20 protein-coding genes are annotated in these 20,079 nt (G+C 47.4%); 16 read left to right on the top strand and 4 right to left on the bottom strand.

All coding sequences use genetic code 11. The features are described from left to right. The first annotated feature begins 197 nt into the window (after window positions 1-197). From BO18_RS16855 to gap, 6 genes are all read left to right on the top strand, one after another. Window positions 198-1,292, top strand: coding sequence for a WYL domain-containing protein (locus BO18_RS16855; RefSeq protein ID WP_034448205.1), 1,095 nt, complete (start codon window positions 198-200; stop codon window positions 1,290-1,292). A 64-nt stretch (window positions 1,293-1,356) separates the two neighbouring features. After that, a complete protein-coding gene (gene alaS, locus BO18_RS16850) occupies window positions 1,357-4,044 on the top strand; it encodes an alanine--tRNA ligase (RefSeq protein ID WP_034448204.1) in 2,688 nt (895 codons plus the stop codon). A gap of 12 nt (window positions 4,045-4,056) precedes the next feature. Then, on the top strand, window positions 4,057-4,398 hold the full coding sequence (locus tag BO18_RS16845) for a histidine triad nucleotide-binding protein (protein ID WP_034448203.1): 342 nt from the start codon (window positions 4,057-4,059) through the stop codon (window positions 4,396-4,398). Between the two features lie 4 nt (window positions 4,399-4,402). Then, window positions 4,403-5,050 carry a tRNA (guanosine(46)-N7)-methyltransferase TrmB gene (trmB, locus tag BO18_RS16840; RefSeq protein ID WP_051688869.1) on the top strand — a complete coding sequence of 216 codons (648 nt, stop codon included), beginning with the start codon at window positions 4,403-4,405 and terminating at the stop codon, window positions 5,048-5,050. A gap of 3 nt (window positions 5,051-5,053) precedes the next feature. Beyond that, window positions 5,054-6,238 carry an alkaline phosphatase family protein gene (locus BO18_RS16835; protein WP_051688868.1) on the top strand — a complete coding sequence of 395 codons (1,185 nt, stop codon included), beginning with the start codon at window positions 5,054-5,056 and terminating at the stop codon, window positions 6,236-6,238. A 207-nt stretch (window positions 6,239-6,445) separates the two neighbouring features. Then, complete coding sequence (gene gap / locus BO18_RS16830; protein ID WP_034448202.1) at window positions 6,446-7,480, top strand: type I glyceraldehyde-3-phosphate dehydrogenase; 1,035 nt, start codon at window positions 6,446-6,448, stop codon at window positions 7,478-7,480. 202 nt (window positions 7,481-7,682) lie between these two features. Here gap and BO18_RS32990 read toward each other — a convergent pair whose 3' ends face one another. Next, a complete protein-coding gene (locus tag BO18_RS32990) occupies window positions 7,683-8,576 on the bottom strand; it encodes a metallophosphoesterase (RefSeq protein WP_051688867.1) in 894 nt (297 codons plus the stop codon). 103 nt (window positions 8,577-8,679) lie between these two features. On the opposite strand from BO18_RS32990, the gene BO18_RS16820 reads away from it, so the two are divergent. The 6 genes from BO18_RS16820 (at window position 8,680) to BO18_RS16795 (ending at window position 13,395) form a co-directional block, all read left to right on the top strand. Then, window positions 8,680-8,922: a YdbC family protein gene (locus BO18_RS16820; protein ID WP_034448199.1), complete on the top strand. Its 243-nt coding sequence runs from the start codon at window positions 8,680-8,682 to the stop codon at window positions 8,920-8,922. 71 nt (window positions 8,923-8,993) lie between these two features. Beyond that, the gene (locus BO18_RS16815) at window positions 8,994-9,623 is read left to right on the top strand and encodes a hypothetical protein (RefSeq protein ID WP_185752486.1); all 630 of its coding nucleotides are present in this window, start codon (window positions 8,994-8,996) and stop codon (window positions 9,621-9,623) included. Window position 9,624: 1 nt separating this feature from the next. Further along, window positions 9,625-11,664, top strand: a complete 2,040-nt coding sequence (gene ligA / locus BO18_RS16810; RefSeq protein ID WP_051688866.1) for an NAD-dependent DNA ligase LigA — start codon at window positions 9,625-9,627, stop codon at window positions 11,662-11,664. Between the two features lie 4 nt (window positions 11,665-11,668). After that, window positions 11,669-12,268 (top strand): 5-formyltetrahydrofolate cyclo-ligase, encoded by a 600-nt coding sequence (locus BO18_RS16805; RefSeq protein ID WP_034448195.1) that lies wholly within the window; start codon window positions 11,669-11,671, stop codon window positions 12,266-12,268. A gap of 6 nt (window positions 12,269-12,274) precedes the next feature. Further along, window positions 12,275-12,715, top strand: coding sequence for a hypothetical protein (locus BO18_RS16800; protein WP_034448193.1), 441 nt, complete (start codon window positions 12,275-12,277; stop codon window positions 12,713-12,715). A gap of 140 nt (window positions 12,716-12,855) precedes the next feature. After that, window positions 12,856-13,395 (top strand): sporulation initiation factor Spo0A C-terminal domain-containing protein, encoded by a 540-nt coding sequence (locus BO18_RS16795; RefSeq protein ID WP_034448191.1) that lies wholly within the window; start codon window positions 12,856-12,858, stop codon window positions 13,393-13,395. Window positions 13,396-13,456: 61 nt separating this feature from the next. Here the strand turns inward: BO18_RS16795 and BO18_RS16790 are convergent, their stop codons facing one another. Then, window positions 13,457-13,750, bottom strand: a complete 294-nt coding sequence (locus BO18_RS16790) for an HU family DNA-binding protein (RefSeq protein WP_034448188.1) — start codon at window positions 13,748-13,750, stop codon at window positions 13,457-13,459. A 280-nt stretch (window positions 13,751-14,030) separates the two neighbouring features. On the opposite strand from BO18_RS16790, the gene BO18_RS16785 reads away from it, so the two are divergent. Beyond that, window positions 14,031-14,234, top strand: coding sequence for a DUF1858 domain-containing protein (locus BO18_RS16785; protein WP_034448186.1), 204 nt, complete (start codon window positions 14,031-14,033; stop codon window positions 14,232-14,234). 82 nt (window positions 14,235-14,316) lie between these two features. On the opposite strand, the gene BO18_RS32985 is transcribed toward BO18_RS16785, so the two are convergent. Next, a complete protein-coding gene (locus tag BO18_RS32985) occupies window positions 14,317-16,578 on the bottom strand; it encodes a sensor histidine kinase (protein WP_051688865.1) in 2,262 nt (753 codons plus the stop codon). Window positions 16,579-16,640: 62 nt separating this feature from the next. Then, the gene (locus BO18_RS16775; RefSeq protein ID WP_034448184.1) at window positions 16,641-17,351 is read right to left on the bottom strand and encodes a response regulator transcription factor; all 711 of its coding nucleotides are present in this window, start codon (window positions 17,349-17,351) and stop codon (window positions 16,641-16,643) included. Between the two features lie 211 nt (window positions 17,352-17,562). On the opposite strand from BO18_RS16775, the gene dinB reads away from it, so the two are divergent. The 3 genes from dinB to BO18_RS16760 are packed head-to-tail and all read left to right on the top strand — an operon-like array spanning window position 17,563 to window position 20,062. Further along, window positions 17,563-18,816 carry a DNA polymerase IV gene (gene dinB, locus BO18_RS16770; protein ID WP_051688864.1) on the top strand — a complete coding sequence of 418 codons (1,254 nt, stop codon included), beginning with the start codon at window positions 17,563-17,565 and terminating at the stop codon, window positions 18,814-18,816. Beyond that, window positions 18,816-19,694, top strand: a complete 879-nt coding sequence (locus tag BO18_RS16765) for a TIGR01212 family radical SAM protein (protein ID WP_034448181.1) — start codon at window positions 18,816-18,818, stop codon at window positions 19,692-19,694. The genes dinB and BO18_RS16765 overlap by 1 nt, the downstream gene beginning before the upstream one ends. Beyond that, window positions 19,691-20,062: a hypothetical protein gene (locus BO18_RS16760; RefSeq protein ID WP_051688863.1), complete on the top strand. Its 372-nt coding sequence runs from the start codon at window positions 19,691-19,693 to the stop codon at window positions 20,060-20,062. Before BO18_RS16765 ends, BO18_RS16760 begins: the two co-directional genes overlap by 4 nt. Window positions 20,063-20,079: the final 17 nt, after the last annotated feature.

Raw genomic sequence — 20,079 nt, 5'->3', positions numbered from 1 at the left:
AGTGCCTATCATTCTATCACGGTCGGACAGCGTTTTGGGAGTAAATATGTGTTTTTTAATATTTCAGAGCCTCTTGAAAATATGTTCATGAGCGCATTCCCGACAACACACGGTATTGCCTGCCGCAGGCCTTTTCGCGCTTAACTTAAAGTACGGTTAATGGTACTATTATCACATCAAAATCATGGAGGCGGCTTATGGCAAACATAGAACTATCAAAACTCAAGATCCTGCTCCTTTACGATTATTTCAAGAATCAGATGAATGCGTTTGACCAGAGCGGAACCGTATCTATAAGCGAACTGATATCCTACCTTAAAGAAAAGACCGGTTATGAATTCGAAAGAAAGTCCATTTATTCCGATATCAACAAGATAAACGATTTCATAAACAAGACCGGAAAGGTCGTGGGATCCGATTACTGGATCGTATCCGAAGGCAAGAAATACAGAAGGAACCAGTTGGCAGACGAGATATCGCTGGATGAGGCAAGGCTCATAGTCGATGCCATCAGCACAACGTATTTTGTTGATACCGTTCTCTGTGACAAGATAATAAAGATGTTCCCGACATATTTTGATACTGATTACAAGAGAAGGGCACTTGTCTCCCACTATGAGAAGATCGACAGGAAGAAGCTTTCCTGGCTCAACAACATAAGGAGCGGTATAGACAGCAGGAGCGCGCTGAAGATAATCTACGGCTACAAGCTCGGAAATGAACTTACCGAAAAAACCGAGAAGATCGTATCTCCCATGGCGCTGGACTGGGAAAACAACTGTTATTACCTGATCGCGATCGACAACTCTGATGCGGCGGATCTTGAAAGGGACAGGTCCCTTTCAAAGGCGCTCAGGCGCTACAGGGTGGACAGGATGGCGCAGGTCCTTTATGCCCAAAAGGAAAAATATGTTGACTATAAGAGCGAAAAAATAAGAGAACAGGAACTGAAGAAATTCATAGACAATTCTCTTTCAGCTTTTTCGAGCGATGAGGCAATAGTTGTCAGACTTACAATAACCGGCAGAACCCGTAAGGATGCGCTCAAAGCCTATGGCGCATTTGCTTCGAGGATCCGCAACGAGATCCGCATCGATGACGATACAAAACTCGACAGCGGGATTCTCAAGATCAGCGTTGAGACCGGAAAGGCGCCGACCCTTTATACCGATCTGTTCGAACTTTCGACATTTGAAGGAGTCAGCATAAAGATAGATAACGATGAAGTGTGCCGTGAATATGCCGAATACATAAAGAAGGCAGCCATGGCCGCAAAACTTGAAAGCCTCTGATTGCAAAGAGATATTAAACGATTTATAATTCTTAAGTTTTATTATTATTTAGGAGTATCACCGAATGAGACAATTTACTTCAAAAGAGCTTAGAAAGACCTGGAAGGAATTTTACATTGAGAGAGGTCATGTTGATGTAGGTGCCGTATCTCTGGTATCTGACGGTTCGACCGGAGTATTATTCAACGTAGCGGGAATGCAGCCTCTGATGCCTTTTCTTCTCGGAGAAAAGCATCCTCTGGGCACAAGGCTCTGCAATGTTCAGGGATGTGTACGTACAAACGATATAGATTCAGTAGGAGACAGGAGCCACGTCACATTTTTCGAGATGATGGGAAGCTGGAGCCTTGGTGACTACTTCAAGGAAGAAAGATGCAAGTGGAGTTATGAACTCCTTACCGGTGTTTTCGGTTTCGATAAAGATCACCTGGCAGCTACTGTTTTCGCAGGTGATGAGAATGCTCCGAGAGACGAGGAAGGCGCACAGTTCAGGATCGCTTCCGGATTTAAGCCTGAGAATATCTATTATCTCGGTGCCGATGACAACTGGTGGGGGCTTGAATATGGTCCCTGCGGTCCGGACAGCGAGATGTTCTATATTGCTGACGTACCTGACTGCGGCCCGAACTGCGGTCCGGGATGCTCATGCGGCAAGTACACGGAGATCGGAAACGATGTCTTCATGCAGTATGAGAAGCATCAGGACGGTACTCTCACACCGTTGAAGCAGAAAAACGTTGATACTGGCTGGGGTCTTGAGAGAATCCTTGCATTCCTTAACGGAACAAAGGATGTTTATAAGACAGACCTCTTTACTGACGCTATCGCATTTATCGAGAAATCTTCAGGCGTTAAGTATGACTCAGACGAGAAGCTTACAAGGTCCATGAGAGTCCTTGCAGACCATATCCGCACGAGCGTTATGCTGATAGGTGACGCAGCAAAGCTCGTTCCTTCCAATGCCGGCGCAGGCTATGTATTGAGACGTCTCATCAGACGTGCCGTAAGACACGCAAGAACTCTCGGCATGTCGACAGAGCAGATCCTGGATCTTGCAAAGATCTATATCGACAGCGTTTACGATGACAGCTACCCGCTTCTTGCAAAGAACCGCGAGTTCATCCTTAACGAACTCGACAAGGAGATCGCAAGATTTGAGAGCACTCTTGAGAACGGCATCAAGGAATTCAAGAAGATCCTTGATGACAAGAAGGCGGCAGGATCTTCCGAGATCGACGGTGAGTCCGCATTCTATCTCTACGATACTTTCGGATTCCCCATAGAGCTCACAGTTGAGATGGCTTCCGAAGAAGGCCTTAAGGTCGATGAGGAAGGCTTCAAGGCTGCAATGGAAAAGCAGAAGGAAACAGCAAGAGCCGCTACCAAGGCTAAGGGCGATCTCGCACTTTCCGTAAATGAGATCCCTGATGAAGTTGCGAAGGATTCCAATGCAACAGAATACGACGGATACGATAATCTCAAGTGCGATGCAAAGGTCATCTACATCCTGAAGTCTGATGAAGAAGGCGTTAAGGTTGTTGACAGCGCTTCCGAAGGCGATGACATCATCCTCGTTACAGACAAGACGGTTCTTTACGCTACGATGGGTGGTCAGATCCACGACGAAGGTAAGATCTCCACAGCAGGCTTTGAGGCTGATGTGATCTCAGTTGATAAGGATGCTCAAGGCAAGTATCTCCATACGCTTAAGGTCGTTAAGGGTACTGTTTCCACCGGCGGGACAGTCAGCATCGAAGTTGATAAGAAGAACAGACTTGCGATCGCAAGAAACCATACAGCTACACACATCCTGCTTTCCGCTCTCCAAAAGATCTTAGGTGACCATGTTGAGCAGGCAGGTTCTTATGTAGGCAATGACCGCTTAAGATTCGACTTCAACAACTCACAGGCAATGACAGCCGAAGAGATCGCCAAGGTTGAAGAGATGGTCAATGATGTTGTCCTTCAGGCTCTTCCTGTTGAGACAAAGGTCCTTGCCATTGAGGATGCCAAGAAACTCGGCGCTACGGCGATCTTCGGCGAGAAGTACGGAGAGGTCGTAAGAGTCGTTGCAGTTGGCGGTTTTGAAGCTCCTTTCGATCTCGAGTTCTGCGGCGGTACACACCTTACGAACAGTGCACAGATCGGCCAGTTCAGGATCGTTTCAGAATCCGGTATCGCAGCAGGCATCAGAAGGATCGAAGCTGTCACCGGTGAGAGATGCTATGAGATGAACAAGGCAGACAGAACCCTCATCGATGAGGCAACAACTGCTCTTAAGACTCCCAAGGATAAGATCGTCGAGAGGATCGACGCTCTTCACGCAGAAGTTAAATCTCTCGAAAAGGAACTCGCCGAGATCGAGAAGGCCAAGGCAGGTTCATTTGCCGACAGCGCTGTTTCCGGTGCCAAGGATATCGGCGGAGTTAAGGCAGTCATCGCAGCATGTGATGCAGCTGATGCAGCGGCAATGAGAGATACTGCGGACAAGATCCGTGACAAGCTGGACTGCGGTGTTGTATTCCTCGCTGCAAACGGCGGAGACAAGCTCCTCTTTACGGCAATGGCCACAAAGTCTGCCGTTGATAAGGGCGCTCACTGCGGAAACATTATCAAGGAAGCAGCGAAGGTATGCGGCGGCGGTGGCGGCGGACGTCCCGACATGGCTCAGGCCGGCGGTAAGGATGTAAGTAAGCTCGCTGATGCCCTTGCAAAGGCTGAAGAAGTATTGGCTTCACAGGTTAACGGTTAAAGGAGAAAAGCTATGTGCTTATTTTGTGATATAGTTGCGGGAAAGATCCCCTCAACAAAAGTATATGAGAACGATTATGTCCTTTGCTTTAAGGACATCAATCCCGTTGCGCCCATACACGTTCTTGTTGTTCCGAAAAAGCATTTCGATGACATGAACGGACTTGCAGCAGATCCTGAGGGTGCTCTCTATTCTGCGGAGATCACCAAGGCAATCGCAGAGGTTGCTAAGATCAGCGGCGTAAGTGAGGCTTACAGAACGATCAATAACTGCGGTGAAGATGCCGGCCAGACTGTCAAGCACGTTCACTTCCATGTGATCGGCGGCACATCTCTTACTGAGAAACTTATCTGATCCTATGGCAAGAATGAGAACAAAGCGCAATATCCCCGCGCGCATGGAGAAATGCCATGAGCGCTGGTTTGATGCGCCTATGCTGAATAAAGGAAACTGGCGCGGAGCCTGCGGCTTTGCACCAGATGTTCCGGTCTGGCTCGAGATAGGATGCGGCAAAGGAAAGTTCTGCACCGAGATGGCGTTAAGACATCCGGAGGTGCTCTATATCGCCATGGAAAGAGATGCTTCGGTTACTCTCGCGGCGATCGAGAAAGCGCATGAACTCGAGATACCGAATCTCTTTTTTATCAGAGGCGATGCCGGAATAATCGAGAACTATTTCGCCGAAGACGAGGTGGACAGGATATTCCTGAACTTCTCGGATCCGTGGACGAGACAGAACAAGCCCAAGAGACGCCTTACTTATAGGGATTTCCTTGCAAAGTACAAGGTCATGATGAAAGAGGGCGGAGCAATAGAGTTCAAGACCGATAACGACGATCTGTTCGATTTTTCATTGGGCGAATTTTCGGAGATGGGCTTTTCTCTTGAAGAGGAGACGAGAGATCTTCACAACAGCGAATACGATGCGGAGAATATTCGCACTGAATTCGAGCAGAAATTTGCCGACCAGGGTATCACCATCAAAAGAGTCGTTGCGAGGATGTGACTCATGTATCCCGGGCTTATGAATCTGCCGGATTACGATAACTGTCTCGTTAATCTGTCCAATTCCATATTAAAGAAGTTTGGCGCGGAAACGAACGCCAAAACGCTTCCGCTGGCTGACCGTTATCTTGAAGGGGAGTACACGAATGTGGTTCTCCTTATCCTTGATGCGATGGGCATCTCGATACTTGAAAAGCATCTGAAGGAGGACGGTTTTTTCAGAAGCCATCTGGCTGGCTCGTTCGATTCCGTTTATCCGCCGACTACGGTCGCTGCCACGACCTCTGTCATGAGCGGCGAATATCCCGATGAGCACGGCTGGCTCGGATGGGATATCTACTATCCTGCGCTGGGGAAAAACGTTACGGTCTTTACGAATTCCGATCAGCTGACGGAGAAGGAGGGAGCGGAACCGACGGGGTCTTATCCTGACGGCACGAAAAAATGGATGCCCGATTCACTTGAGAACCCCGGGCCTGCCGCTGATTATCACGTCGGATTCAGACATACCCCTTACAGGAATATCGTCGATCAGATAAATGCTGCAGGCGGAACCGCCTATTCATCGATGCCTTTCCTGCCCCCGAATCCGCAGGACATGGAAGCGATATTGAGCCGTATTGAAACACTCTGCAAAGAACCCGGTAAGAAGTTCATCTATGCATACTGGAGTGAACCTGACTCGACTATGCACAAGACCGGGACAACGAGCGAAGCGACTCATGAAATGATCACGGAACTTGAGAAGATGGTGGAGAAGACTGTCTCGGGATTGTCTGAAACACTATTCCTTATCACTGCAGATCACGGTCATATCGACTGTGATAACTGCTGCATTCTCGACTATCCCGAGATAATGAACTGCCTGGTGCGTCTTCCGTCATTTGAGCCGAGAACGCTGAACCTTTTCGTTAAGGAAGAATTCAGGGAATCGTTCCCGGAGATATTCAGAAAGCATTTCGGAGATTCGTTTGTCCTTCTGACCAGGGAAGAGGTTATCTCGAACAAGGTGTTCGGGACAGGCAGGTATCGCAATGATCTTGCGGAGATGATCGGTGATTATGTGGCTCTGGCAGTTACGCCCAAGAGCATATTCAATACTCATATCGAAGCGCAGGAAATGCCCGGAGGACATGCCGGACTTACACCTGAAGAGATCAGGATCCCGCTTATCGTCATCGGGAAATGATCTCATTTTCGGCGGGCTTTTGAGTGAAGTAAAAATCGTTTGCGTGAAAAACGGGGCAATCTGCCCCTTTTTTATTTAATTTACATTTTTATGACAAAAATCTTGTGGAAAACCCTCTATATGTGGAGTAGAATTCTTAAGGTGCAGACCATAGAGCACTATAAAAGTTTAATAATCCCGGTTAAGGGAATTTAGGAGGAATTCAATATGGCAGTAAAAGTTGCGATTAACGGTTTCGGTCGTATCGGTCGTCTTGCTTTCAGACAGATGTTCGGTGCTGAGGGTTATGAGGTTGTAGCTATCAACGATCTTACAAAGCCTTCCATGCTCGCTCACCTTCTCAAGTATGACACAGCTCAGGGCGGATATGCTGGTGTATTCGGCGAGAATAAGCACACAGTAACTTCTGATGACGAAGCTAACACAATCACAGTAGACGGTAAGACACTTAAGATCTACAAGGAATCCGATGCTAACAATTGCCCTTGGGGCGAGCTCGGTGTAGACGTTGTTCTCGAGTGCACAGGTTTCTATACATCCAAAGAGAAGTCCATGGCTCACATCAACGCCGGCGCTAAGAAGGTTGTTATCTCTGCTCCTGCAGGAAACGATCTCCCTACAATCGTTTACAACGTTAACCACACAACACTCACAGCTGATGACAAGATCATCTCTGCTGCTTCCTGCACAACAAACTGCCTTGCTCCTATGACAAAGGCTCTCAATGATTATGCAAAGATCCAGAGCGGTATCATGACAACAGTTCACGCTTACACAGGCGACCAGATGATCCTCGACGGTCCTCAGAGAAAGGGTGACCTCCAGAGAGCAAGAGCTGGTGCTGCTAACATCGTACCTAACTCCACAGGCGCTGCTAAGGCTATCGGCCTTGTTATCCCTGAGCTCAACGGCAAGCTCATCGGCGCTGCTCAGAGAGTTCCTACATTCACAGGTTCTACAACGATCCTCCACGCTGTTGTTGCTGGTGAGGCTACAGTTGAGGGCATCAACGCTGCAATGAAGGCTGCTACAAACGAGTCTTTCGGCTACACAGAAGAGAAGCTTGTTTCTTCTGATATCGTAGGCATGAAGTTCGGTTCACTCTTCGATGCTAACCAGACAATGGTTTCCAAGATGGATGACGGCAACTCCCTCGTTCAGGTTGTTTCCTGGTACGACAACGAGAATTCTTACACATCTCAGATGGTAAGAACAATCAAGTACTTCGCAGAGCTCGGCTAATAACTGACTTAAAGTACAAACCTTCAGAGGCTGCACTACGGTGTAGCCTCTTTTTTACTGTTAAATGCGTTACATGATCACTTCAGACAGCTCTTCGCTTTTATGTGCCGGAATCTGACCCTCTGAGAGGACAAAAAGGGTTGAAAAGATGCAAAAGCCGGAATGCCGACGCAGGTACCAGATATATATTTAAGGACTGTTTTCAGAGAACGATCTCGACAACGGTTGCTTCCGGCAATGATAAGAACCTGAAAGGCAGGATGCCGCAGCCCAGTCCTCTTGAGATAAAGACTGTCGTGCCGCTGATGTCGTAGGACCCCTGTACCGCGCCCATATTGGGAAGCTTATCGGTCTTTCTGAGTACGGTGAATTCGATCTTGAAAGGGAACTTCATCTGACCGCCGTGAAGGTGTCCTGACAGCATAAAATCAGGTCTCCCGGAGGGTTCGAGATGTATAAAAGCATCAGGGTCGTGAACGAGCAGAATGACAGGCTCGGAGCCGTCACAGGGCGGCATCTGCTGCCATACGCGGTTTTTCCTTCCGGTATCGGAGATGCCTGCCAGAGAGATTATTTCGCTGCTCTTGCGTGAAGTGAGGTGAATAACCTTATTATCGATGCTCGAAAAACCGGACGCTTCAGGTGCGTTCTCAAGTCTGCAGTCGTGATTGCCGGATATGCCGTAGAAGGGAAGTCCGAGTTCTTTGCAGCATGCGCTTATATTATTAAGGTATTTATAGCCTTTGGGTGCATTTCCGGGAGAAGTGACGATGTCACCTCCGAATAAGACGGCATCAAGACCGCCTTCCGCATGAGCCTTTCTTATGGCTTTACATAAGCGCTTAGAGGTGACCGGACACCATTCTGCGTGGATATCTGAAAAGAAAAAGAACCGGAGATCCGGAGTTTCCTTGGTTCCCTTTGAATTCATCGGGAGCTTTTTGACCGCTATTTCACTGTCTGAAGACCTGCCCCGGGATGAACGTTTCAGTACTGTTTTGTCGAGATCAAGGAAGAACGGTTCGCAAAGACACCACAGGATATAGACCAGGATAAGACCTGCCAATACCAAAATAACCGGGTAAATCTTCTCCATTATGAGGACAGTTCTCCTTTTTTCTTAATTATATTATATGCAGTCCGCATTCGTGTGTTATAATTCATACAATCAAACTAGTATTTGTTAGGAGGAAATTTGGATGCCTAAGACAGAAATCACATACGAGATCGTCCAGCAGATCGGTGTTCTTAAGGAGAACAAGTCCGGTTGGCAGCGTGAGCTTAATATCGTAAAGTGGAACAACGGTAAGCCGAAGCTCGACATCCGTGATTGGGGCCCGAACCATGAGAAGGTCGGCAAGGGCATTTCTCTTGATTTTGAAGAATACAACACACTCAAGGCTTTCCTTGAGGAAGGTGACTTCACTTCTCTCGACGAGTAATCTCTCAAGGAATTACCCGGGATAAGTTGTTTATTACTTTGAAGGCGCGTGCTAATGCGTCGTGATTCGGTATGAGAAGCGAAGAACGAGCAGGTATTATTTCAGTAGTAATGCTGTTTTTGTGGGGGACTCTGGTAGCAGAGCCCTTCCATATTTTTGCGCGTTTTATCGCGAGCGGCGTCACATATGCTTTCAGGGGATTAGGGGCAGGCGGAATAGTCATGTCCCTTGCGATATACTTTATCGTCGCAGCGGTCATCATACTGATGCAGAAACTCGCTTCGACGAAGCTCGGTGTATACATGCCGTGTGCGATATCGACGGTCTTTATAGCATTGCTGGTGGCAAAGAGCCTTATCAATTCGTCAGTTGTCTTTTCGGATGCCATATGTCTTGCGATACCTGCAGTTTTCGGAGTGATATTCTACATAACCAAATTTGAGAAGGGGCTTAAGTGGTTTACCGACATCTATACGTATGCCCTGGCTGTGGCTCTTCTCAATTCGCTCTTGTTCGTGCCGCTCTCAAAACTGAACGGCATTTTGGATAAATTCCTTTATATTACTAATTATAATGACCTGGACATTACGGGCAGTTTCAGCGGCCTGGCAGGGATACCTGAACTGGTATGGGGTTTCTTCCTTGCGGCATTCGCGGTACTGCCGATAATTTATCTTGCCACTTCGAGCAGGAGGAAATGATATGGAACAGTTGGACTTATTTTCGAGCTTGCAGGATACCGATCCCGTTCATGAGGAATATCTGGAACTTGTAAAGAAACTCAATCACTATGCAGAGCTTTACTATTCCCAGGACGAACCTGAGATATCGGATTTCGAATACGATACGATGAATAACAGGCTCAAACAGATAGAGAAGGAACATCCCGACTGGATAGTTCCTGATTCTCCGTCTGTCAGGGTCGGCTGGAAGGCCGAAAAGGGAGTTCTCGTAAAGCACAACGTCCCAATGCTCTCGCTCCAGGATGTCTTCTCAAAAGAAGAAGTATACGAGTTTGTGGAATCCATGAGAAACGAATTCGGCGATGAGGCCGAGTTCCTTGTTGAGACCAAGATCGACGGTCTGTCGATGGCCCTCCGTTATGAAGAAGGCGAACTTAAGCTCGCTGTTACGAGAGGCGACGGCATTACGGAAGGCGAAGATGTTACCATGAACGCCAAACAGATCCCGGATGTCGTAAAACAGATGAAAGAACCTGTCCCTTATATTGAGATCAGGGGCGAGGTTTACATGACAAGGAAAGCCTTCGAGAACGTCAATGCAAAGGCTGAAGAAGAAGGCAAAAAGACTTTTGCCAATCCGAGAAACTGCGCTGCCGGAACATTGAGACAGACTGATACGAGGATCACAAAGGAAAGAGGATTGTCTCTTTTCATATTTAATGTTCAGGAAACTAAGGGCGTTACATTCAGTACTCATCTTGAAGGATATGAATACCTTAAGCGCAACGGTGTAAAGGTAATCGAAAACTGCTTTAAGTGCAGGACTGCGGACGAGGTCTGGGACGCGATCACGAAGATAGGTGAGATGAGAGGCGAACTCGAATACGATATCGACGGTGCGGTCGTAAAGCTGAATAATCTGTCCGAGAGATCAAAGCTCGGAAACACGATCAAGTTCCCGAGATGGGCCATAGCCTACAAGTATCCGCCGGAAGAAAAGGAGACCCGTCTTCTTGAGGTTGAGGTAAACACCGGAAGGACAGGGCGGGTTACGCCTGTTGCCATATTTGAACCCATCAGTCTCTGCGGAACCATGGTATCACGCGCGACACTGCACAATCAGGATTTTATAGACCAGCTGGGTCTCGGCATAGGCGATACGATCGTCGTATATAAATCCGGCGAGATAATCCCGAAGATAAAGGAAGTAAATAAGTCCAAGAGACCTTCTGAGTGGCAGGCATATAAGATGCCGGACTGCTGTCCGGTCTGCGGTCATAAGCTGGTAAGGGATGAAGGAGGCGCAGATCTTAAGTGCGTCAACATGATGTGTCCCGGAACGCTCGTAAACCGTATCGTAAACTTTGTGTCCCGCGACTGCATGGATATCAAGGGCTTCGGTACAGAATACATCAGAAAACTTGCAGAGGGCGGGTTCTTAAAGGATATCGCCGATGTTTTCGAACTTAAGGACAAGAGGGAAGAACTAATTGAGGAAAAGGTGCTGGGCCTTGCACACAATACGGATAAGCTTCTGGCGGCGATCGAGGCTGCAAGGGTGGAGACTCCTGCGGATAAGGTGCTGGCAGGACTCGGTATCCCCGGTGTAGGTAAAGCTACCGCAAAGGAACTGATCAGAACATTCGGTTCGATCAGCGCGATCGAGGAAGCAGACAGGGAAGCCCTTGTAAGCGTTCAGGACATAGGAGATATCTCTGCTGAAGCGATCTTCAGTTTCTTCCGTGATGAGGGGAACAGAGAACTGATGTCCCGGCTCAAGGCACTCGGGCTGAATTTCGCAAAAGAAGAAAATGAACTGCAGGGAACTGCGCTTTCAGGTCTCACATTCTGCATTACGGGAACGCTTGAGGGCATGTCCAGAAGTGAAGCCGAGAACCTCATCGAGAGCAACGGCGGAAAGCCTGTATCATCAGTGTCGAAGAAGACTTCCTATCTTCTCATGGGCGCTGATGCCGGCTCGAAAGAGCGCAAGGCCAGGGAACTGGGCGTTCCGATAATCAGACTCGAAGAACTTAAGGAAATGATCGCCAAGGGTTGAGTTTATGGATATCAGTGAAGAGAAAGCAAGGATAAGAAAAGAGATAAGGAAGAGGAGATCCGCGATACCTCAGGATGTACTGGCAGGTATCGGCAAGGACCTTCCTGACTTCATCTTTTCGATCACAGATGATGAGCTCATGTCAAAGCTCGGGAACGCTAAAAGGATCGCGCTTTACAGGTCATATAAGGGCGAGGTGCCTGTCGATGGTCTGGCTGAGGCTTTTATGGCGAAGGGAATAATATGCTGCTTTCCCAGGATTGAAGACGGAGAAATGGTGTTTTATGATTGCGGCAGTCTCGCAGATGAGAATTTTGAAGTGTCATCGATGGGAATTAAGGAACCCGTGGCTACGGCTGCTCCGGTGGCTCTGAAGGACATAGATGTTGTCGTGCTGCCTGCGCTTGCATATAATGAAGAAGGTACGAGATTAGGCGCCGGAGGCGGATACTATGACCGTTGTTTCGGAAGCATGGGAGCAGGAAGACCTTATCTGCTCGGTATCTGTTATGAATTCCAGATATGTTCGGATGTTCCTTCATGCGATACTGACATCAGTGCCGATTTCATAGCGGTAATACCCGAAGAGGTATACGGAGATTAAGTATATATGCGGTACTTTATTGTAAATCTGGCTGCTCATCTGCTCGTTACGGTGATATTCATCGTCCTGACCTGCATCTGCGCCGGACGCAACAAGAGGAAGAAGACAAAGCATGTCCTCACGTATTTTTTTCCGATCGCATTTGCGCTTATCGCCATAGTCGATATCGCTCTTTACACCGCTCCGAGACTGATGGACATCAACTCCATGATAAACAGCAATTACTACTACAATACCGGTACTGTCACAAAGATAGGTTTTATGAAGAACTACTTTGTGATCGACGGTGATTATTACTATGCAAATCCTCTGCGCAACACTCTTAACGAGGGTGATACGGTGAGAGTAAAGCACACCCAGTATTCGTTATATACGGTCGAATGGACCAAGGTAACCGACTCCGAACAGGAGGGTGAACAGGTTCCGGCAAAGGAAACTGAGTCGTAAAAAAATTGAGACTAGTCTCACGACCCCCGTATAGTCTCAATTTTCGGGTGTTTTTTTCATTCTGGAGCAATTTGTCCCCACAAACGCGGTTTTCGAATGTACACTTTCTTCATCAGTCAAGACCGAGGAGGTGAATACAGATGGAAAACCGTGATATCAAAAAAGGCCAGGTGGAGATGTCGGTCGTATGCAGCGACTTGAGCCTGCTGGAGAATATCAACACGTTGCTCCAGAAGAAAGGCGTGATCGCAGTGGAAGACGAATACGGCGTTCTTCATTATATAGTCGACGGCAGGAGCAACAGATATGATGTTCCTGGCAGGGTGACGTCGATAAATCCTCATAATACGACGGAGCAGGAAAGAGAGGCAGCTTATCTCGAACTGTGCATAAAGTCTGTATTAAGAGAATACGGATTCGACATGGCTCTGATGGGAACCATAATCATATCCAAGGCGCTCTTTACCGCTTTCAGGAACGGGATGCCGCTTCCGACGACCATGAAGGGGCTGTATTGTGAGACGGGAAAGGAATTCAGCTTAAGCTATGAACAGTGTGAGCGGGATGTCAGATATGCGATAACAAGGAGCAGTCTCAAAAATATGAGGAGCCGTGCGGCTGTCAGATGCATACAGTCCAGGATCGAGAGAAGGCTGGGTTTAATGGATCCGCTGAATTAAAAAAGGACTGCCTCATGGCGATGAGACAGTCCTTGAAGAAATCAAGTTAAAAAAGTTGAGATTACTTCTTCTTGCCCTTCTTGGCATTTACCTTGTCCTTGAGAGACTTTCCTGCCTTGAATGTAGGAACTGTGGAAGCTGCGATCTTGATCTTGTCGCCTGTAGCGGGATTGCGTCCGCTTCTGGCTGCGAGCTTCTTTGTCTTGAAGGTACCGAAGCCTACAAGAACAACCTTGTCATTCTTTACGAGTGCGCCCTCGATAGCACCAAGTGTAGCCTTGAGAGCTGCTTCTGCATCCTTCTTGCTCAGACCGGTATCTGCTGCGATCTTGTCAATAAGCTGTGACTTGTTCATATGGGTTTCCTCCTATAACAGCCTCAAAAAGGGCCTTTTTTATGATGATTTCATTATTGATATAACACAAAGCGATGTCAAGAGTTATCAGGCAAAAAAAGCACTAAATGATAGGTTTTCGGGACTTTTTCTGCATTAGATGACACATCCGGAAGGATATGAAAGCGCAAGTCCGCTGAGGCAATTGACGGGCAAATGGTAAAAACAGCATTTTTATACAAGATTTATTTGTGCTTATAGTGTATGCTTGTGGTGCAAAAAATAAATCGGAGGTAACGAGATGGTAGTTACAAAAGATACGATCATCGGTGATATTGTAATGCAGGATGAGGGCATCGCTCCTATCCTCATGGCTTCCGGACTGCACTGCCTCGGCTGTGCAATGGCTTCCGGCGAGACCATTGAAGAAGCATGCATGGTTCACGGAATGGATTGTGATGCTCTTATCGAAGAGATCAACAACTATTTCCAGGCTAACGGCTGATAACCGGTACCGGAATATAATAATGTATAAAAGGGACGTCTTTAGGGCGTCCCTTTCCTTGTCTTGAATTATGTCCGTGTCTTTAATAGGAAGCGGAGAGGATTACTTCGAACTTCGTTCCTTTTCCGAGCGTGCTCGTGACATTTATCTCGGCATCATGCTTGTCGCATATGAGCTTGACGATCGCAAGACCCAAACCGGTTCCTTTGATGTTGACACCTGAATTGTGCGCCCTGTAGAAGCGGTCGAAGATCCTGGGGATATCCTGTTCTGGAATGCCGATGCCGTTGTCTTCCACGGTTATGTGGATCTTTTGGGTAACGATGTTTGCTGATTCTCCGGAACGCCATGCCGTTATTACGATCTCGGCCTGAGGGCCCGTATAGTTGATCGCATTGGATATGAGATTCTCGAATACACGGGAAAGCTTGGCAGGATCTGCCTTGACGATCAGTGAGTCGCGCATGGGGAGATCCAATGTCAGGTGCTTATCTGTGTCTTCAAGATCCATCGAATACATCATTACGAGTTCATCGAGCATCTCGGCGATCGATACGGAAGTGTAGTGGAAGTCAGAGTCACTTGATTCCATTCGCGTGAGCTCCATGATATCCGATACGATCCTCTCCATCTGTTCGGAACGGCGTACGATATTGCTCAGATATGCCTGACGCTGTTCGGGATTCATGCTGTCCTGAGCGGAAAGCATCAGTTCGGCGTATCCTCTAATTGCGGTGATCGGCGTTCTCAGATCATGAGAAACATTGCTGAGGACGTTCTTACGTGCCGCTTCGCCTTCCATGAGTCTCTTGTTCGTGATGACGAGGTCGCGGTTGATCTCTGAGATGAATACGGTCTTTTCCCTTACCTGACGCTTGAGAACGGCAGCGCTTCGTTTCAGTTCCTGCTGCTGGTTGATGTATGAGATGGCCAGGAAGATCTCGGCCGTGATGGCAAATACCGCAAAGAGGTTGCTGTATGTCGGAATAATCGAAGCGATCATGTTATCCAGCAGGATGGACAGATAAAGAACGAAGAACATCAGACTGTAAAGCAGTGCGAAAAGAAGACTCCGCTGGTTTTCCTTGTTATAGAAGAACAGATCGATGAAGATGCCGAACATTACTGCCGTTATGGCAAACATCAATGCCACGAATTCGGGAAGAAGGAAGCCGGATACAAAACTGAAGAAGAAATAGGCGATAAGGAATAAAAGACCTATCGCGAAAACGAGGAAGTGAATATTCTTCAGGAAAAAGTACTTGTTTCTTGTTTTTGTTCCCGCAAAGAACTGGGAGTTTTCAAAAAAGCATGCGGCAGAGGAGACGATTATCAGGATATACCTGAGATCTGCCCGGACATGACTGTTGACTGCCAAAAACCGCGCGTCATCCAGATAATAGAAAAGAATCGCTGCAAAGCTTATGAAGAAACAAAGGAACAGCCACCTGTTTTTTGTGGAGTTGAGAATGATGTGTGATACAACGGCGATGGCTACGATCGACAATACTATTACGATTGCAAAGTGACCGCCCGTAATCGCCGTGCGTGCATCGTTTGCTGCTGCGGTTCCTATGATCGGGTCTGAAAGGATGCCGGGATTGGAGACGTTGGAATCGCAGGCTATGATGATAACCAGATCGATCTTTCCATCCTCGTTTGGAAGCAGTGTGCAGTAATCTGCAAATGCATTAAGGTTGAAGAACGGCCAGTTGGTTCCGATACGTTCCATGAGATCGCCGTTGCAGTACACCCAGGCAGCACCGTTGAATCTGTGGAATGTAAGTGTGAGGGAACGGATATCGGGATCACACTCGAAATGCCCGATATATGCGGCACAGTAACAGTCGTTGTTATCAATGGAAAAGTGCTGGTATTCGATATCCCCGGTCATATTTTGCCAGTCGGGTGAACCGTTGTAGTCAAACCATCCGCGCCATGAGTCAGTGATGCTTATCCCGTTATTATATGTCCTGTGCTTGAGGAGAACGGAGGACGGCCAGGTGGAAACATCACCATCCATATCGTAGCCTGATGTATTGTCCAGACTTGTCTTTGCGACTTCTGGTGTCAGGTTTGGAATGAATGTCCATCCGCTGTTGATGTGATCGCTGTAGATGCCGCCGCTGGCCAGCTCGCTGCTCAGCACGATTGCTCCGCTTTCGGAGATCTCTTCAGGCGAATCACTCGCAAAACTAACGGAGATAGCTATAATTCCGGCCAGCACGAACATCAGGAGCAGGGCGAAGATAAAAGCGACCATGGTACCGCTGAAGGTCCTGCCGTGATTATCCAGACCCGAAAGCCTGACGTTTAATGATCTGCTGTGCTTGTATTGTGCCATTCCCTGAAATGATTAAGCGGGACTATGACAGCCCCGCATTAATTTAAAACGATTTTTTGAGATCAGAACTGTGTGTTCATACTGTTCTTGACCGGCGGATAAGCGAAAGAGTAGCCGATGCCCCACTCGGTCTTTACGAATGTGATCTCCGGTGCGATCTTCTCCATCTTTTTACGCAGATAAGAGATGTTTACCATTACGAGATGATTGTCACACGGTGAATCATCGCCCCATACATGGGAATAGATCCTGGTGAAAGGAACTATGACGTTAGGTGTCTCTGCGAGGAGGCAGAGAATGTCGAACTCACGGTTCGTAAGATGCAGAGGCTTCTCCTTAAGGGTAACCTCACGTGTCTTGATGTTGATGCGGAGCGGCGGATATTCTACCAGGAATCCCTCGCTCTTCATGTTGCGCTTGATGTGAACATTGATACGAAGGCTCAGCTCAGGCAGTGAATAAGGCTTGGTGATGTAGTCATCTGCGCCAACCTTAAATCCGTTGATGACATCTTCCTGCTGATCCTTTGCTGTAAGGAAGATGATAGGACAATCCGTATATTCCTTGATCTTGGGTGCAAGATCAAAAGCGCTTCCGTCAGGGAGCATTACATCAAGAACGATGCAGGAGAAATTATGAAGCTTGATCTTCTCCATAGCTTCAGCACATGAGGAAGCGGTAACAACATCGTAACCCTCACTCTCGAGGAAATCGCGGTTGAGAACTAAGATATCGCTGTCATCATCTACAAGAAATACTTTTTGCTTTGCCATTAAAATACCTCCCGTTTAAATTATTATTCCTTTAGCTATCTGCCGGATATGCCGGCACACGGTTTTATATGATAGCAATTTTTTGATTTTCACAGAGTAAGTATACAACACGTCAAAGTGTTTTTATATAGTTAAAAGCAATAAGTTACAATTAATTTCATAATTATTACGGATATGCCACATATAGAAAATATGTTCGTTTGATGTTATTATGTTCAGCATGAAGAGGATTATCTTTCACATTGACCAGAACTGCTATTTTGCTTCAGTGGAGATGATATCAAGACCGGAACTCAGAGATGTTCCGATGGCTGTCGCTGGTGATGCGAAGGTCAGGCACGGTATCATCCTCGCCAAGAACGAACCGGCAAAAAAGTACGGCATAAAGACCGCCGAAGCGATATGGCAGGCGCAGGCAAAATGTCCTGATCTTGTGCTGGTCGATGCCCACCATGAGAAGTATGTGTTTTATTCAAAAAAACTCAGGGAGATGTATTCGGAATATACCGATCTGGTAGAGCCGTTCGGACTTGATGAATGCTGGCTCGATCTGACGGGGATAGTCTGTGATTACGCTCAGGCTGAGGAACTTGCGCTTGAGATAAGGAACAGGGTTAAGGAGGAATTCAAACTTACCTGTTCTGTAGGCATAAGTTTCAATAAGGTGTTTGCAAAACTCGGAAGCGACTACAAAAAACCTGACGCGACGACTGTATTCAGTGATGAGGACTGGCAGGAAAAGGTATGGCCGCTGCCAGTGTCAGATCTCCTTTTCGTCGGGAAACATACCGCCGAAAAACTCTCAAAGATAAACATAAACACCATAGGTGATCTTGCCGGAACAGATGAAGGATACATCAGCAGATATCTCGGCAGAGCGGGCATTACGCTCTGGCAATATGCAAACGGAATGGACGATTCCCCGGTTGCGGAATCGGGGTATAAACGCACTCCGAAATCGATCGGCAATTCGACAACGACAGCCGAAGACATGACCTCTGACAGACAGATCGAGAAAACCCTGCACATGCTTTCAGAGAGCGTTGCCGGAAGACTCCGCAAGCATTCGCTTAAAGGCAGTGTAGTGCAGATAACCGTAAGGGACAGGGATCTGGGGATCTATGAAAAGCAGCGCATCCTTTATAAGCCGACAGATGATGAAGGAGTTATCTTTGCAGCTGCAAAAGAACTTTTCAAAGAGTCGTATGACTGGAAGAAGGGCGTCAGGAGCATTGGCGTCAGATGCACAAAACTCGTCAGTGACAGCTGCGGAGAACAGCTTTCCATCTTTACTGAAACGCAGGTGGCAGAGCGCGACAGCAGGCTCAATAAAGCCATAGATGATCTGAACAGGCGATATGGTTCAAGTGTGATAAAAAGCGCGGCGGAAGCTGAACCCGTGCCGGTAAAGAACCGGACGGCAGGGACCATGTCAGACCCGTTTCACCCGGAGGACGGTCTTTGATGATAACGGCAAACAGGTATTTCAGGGAATTGTTCGGGCACAAGATGTATAAGGCTTCCGTCAGTCTGGATGTCACATGCCCGAACAGAGACGGGAGCAAAGGTACGGGCGGATGCATTTTCTGCTCGGAAGGCGGATCGGGTGAATTCGCCGCTCACTGCAGAGCTGGCGGAAGCGTAACAGAGCAGATAAAAACTGCCATTGACCAGGTCAGCAAAAAGGCAGGAAAAGACGCCGGATACATCGCATATTTCCAAAGCTTTACGAGTACATACTGCGATCCTGTCTATCTGGAACAGGTTTTGGAAGAAGCATCCTCATCAGAAAAGATAGAAGCAGTCTCCATTGCCACAAGGCCGGACTGCCTTGGTCCGGATATACTGAAAGTGCTCGAAAAACAGGCCAAGAGAATGCCGCTTTTTATCGAGCTCGGTCTTCAGACATCAAATGATGAGACTGCGCGCTTCATTAACCGCTGCTATAAGACCGGAGAATATGTCGAAGCCGTAAGTGCTCTGAAGGCCATAGGCGCTGATGTTATAACGCACATTATCTTCGGCCTTCCCGGCGAGACGCGCAAAATGATGATGGATACAGTCAGGACATGTGTTGCTGCAGGAAGTGACGGATATAAGTTCACGTGTCTTTATGTGCTGAAAGACACTCCTTTGGAAAAACTGTTTGCAGATAATAAAGTTGAGATACTTGAGATGGAAGAGTATTTTGATATTGTGGAAGATGCTATTGGACTTCTGCCGGAGACGGCCGTGGTCCACAGGTTCACGGGTGATGGTCCGAAGAAGATACTCATTGCTCCGGAATGGACAAAAAACAAGAGACAGGTCATCAACTACATCAACCGGAGGTTTGGTCTATGAAAAAATACGTACAGCAGACTATGAATGCGGTTCAGCAGTATATGGACGGAGAGATGAAGAATGCGCCTGAGGAAAAGACCCGTGAAGTCCTTTCCGAATTTGAGACGAAGATCGCATATTTCCAGCATGAAAGGCTCATCCACCTGATGGTAACGCTTGCTTTTGCATCCTGGCTCCTTTTCGAGATCTTCTGTCTGTTTGTTCTTCCTCCTGAGTTCCTTATTGCAGGGATCTTTTTGGTGCTGATATTCTTCGGCCTGTCGGTAGGATATGTCATGCACTACTATTTTCTTGAGAACAGTGTGCAGAAGATGTATCACATGAGAGACGAGATAAGAGCACATCTTAATAAAAGTAAAGTCATCTGATCTTTTATTTGGTTTTT

The sequence above is a fragment of the Butyrivibrio sp. AE2032 genome, from assembly GCF_000702965.1.
The sequence above is the reverse complement of the archived record's forward strand: the minus strand, read 5'-3'. Positions and strand labels throughout refer to the sequence as shown.

Excerpts from the sequence above, each read along its gene's own strand:
- BO18_RS16855 (WP_034448205.1), top strand. The coding sequence starts at position 198 with ATGGCAAACATAGAACTATCAAAACTCAAGATCCTGCTCCTTTACGAT.
- alaS (WP_034448204.1), top strand. The coding sequence starts at position 1,357 with ATGAGACAATTTACTTCAAAAGAGCTTAGAAAGACCTGGAAGGAATTT.
- BO18_RS16845 (WP_034448203.1), top strand. The coding sequence starts at position 4,057 with ATGTGCTTATTTTGTGATATAGTTGCGGGAAAGATCCCCTCAACAAAA.
- trmB (WP_051688869.1), top strand. The coding sequence starts at position 4,403 with ATGGCAAGAATGAGAACAAAGCGCAATATCCCCGCGCGCATGGAGAAA.
- BO18_RS16835 (WP_051688868.1), top strand. The coding sequence starts at position 5,054 with ATGTATCCCGGGCTTATGAATCTGCCGGATTACGATAACTGTCTCGTT.
- gap (WP_034448202.1), top strand. The coding sequence starts at position 6,446 with ATGGCAGTAAAAGTTGCGATTAACGGTTTCGGTCGTATCGGTCGTCTT.
- BO18_RS32990 (WP_051688867.1), bottom strand. The coding sequence starts at position 8,576 with ATGGAGAAGATTTACCCGGTTATTTTGGTATTGGCAGGTCTTATCCTG.
- BO18_RS16820 (WP_034448199.1), top strand. The coding sequence starts at position 8,680 with ATGCCTAAGACAGAAATCACATACGAGATCGTCCAGCAGATCGGTGTT.
- BO18_RS16815 (WP_185752486.1), top strand. The coding sequence starts at position 8,994 with ATGAGAAGCGAAGAACGAGCAGGTATTATTTCAGTAGTAATGCTGTTT.
- ligA (WP_051688866.1), top strand. The coding sequence starts at position 9,625 with ATGGAACAGTTGGACTTATTTTCGAGCTTGCAGGATACCGATCCCGTT.
- BO18_RS16805 (WP_034448195.1), top strand. The coding sequence starts at position 11,669 with ATGGATATCAGTGAAGAGAAAGCAAGGATAAGAAAAGAGATAAGGAAG.
- BO18_RS16800 (WP_034448193.1), top strand. The coding sequence starts at position 12,275 with ATGCGGTACTTTATTGTAAATCTGGCTGCTCATCTGCTCGTTACGGTG.
- BO18_RS16795 (WP_034448191.1), top strand. The coding sequence starts at position 12,856 with ATGGAAAACCGTGATATCAAAAAAGGCCAGGTGGAGATGTCGGTCGTA.
- BO18_RS16790 (WP_034448188.1), bottom strand. The coding sequence starts at position 13,750 with ATGAACAAGTCACAGCTTATTGACAAGATCGCAGCAGATACCGGTCTG.
- BO18_RS16785 (WP_034448186.1), top strand. The coding sequence starts at position 14,031 with ATGGTAGTTACAAAAGATACGATCATCGGTGATATTGTAATGCAGGAT.
- BO18_RS32985 (WP_051688865.1), bottom strand. The coding sequence starts at position 16,578 with ATGGCACAATACAAGCACAGCAGATCATTAAACGTCAGGCTTTCGGGT.
- BO18_RS16775 (WP_034448184.1), bottom strand. The coding sequence starts at position 17,351 with ATGGCAAAGCAAAAAGTATTTCTTGTAGATGATGACAGCGATATCTTA.
- dinB (WP_051688864.1), top strand. The coding sequence starts at position 17,563 with ATGTTCAGCATGAAGAGGATTATCTTTCACATTGACCAGAACTGCTAT.
- BO18_RS16765 (WP_034448181.1), top strand. The coding sequence starts at position 18,816 with ATGATAACGGCAAACAGGTATTTCAGGGAATTGTTCGGGCACAAGATG.
- BO18_RS16760 (WP_051688863.1), top strand. The coding sequence starts at position 19,691 with ATGAAAAAATACGTACAGCAGACTATGAATGCGGTTCAGCAGTATATG.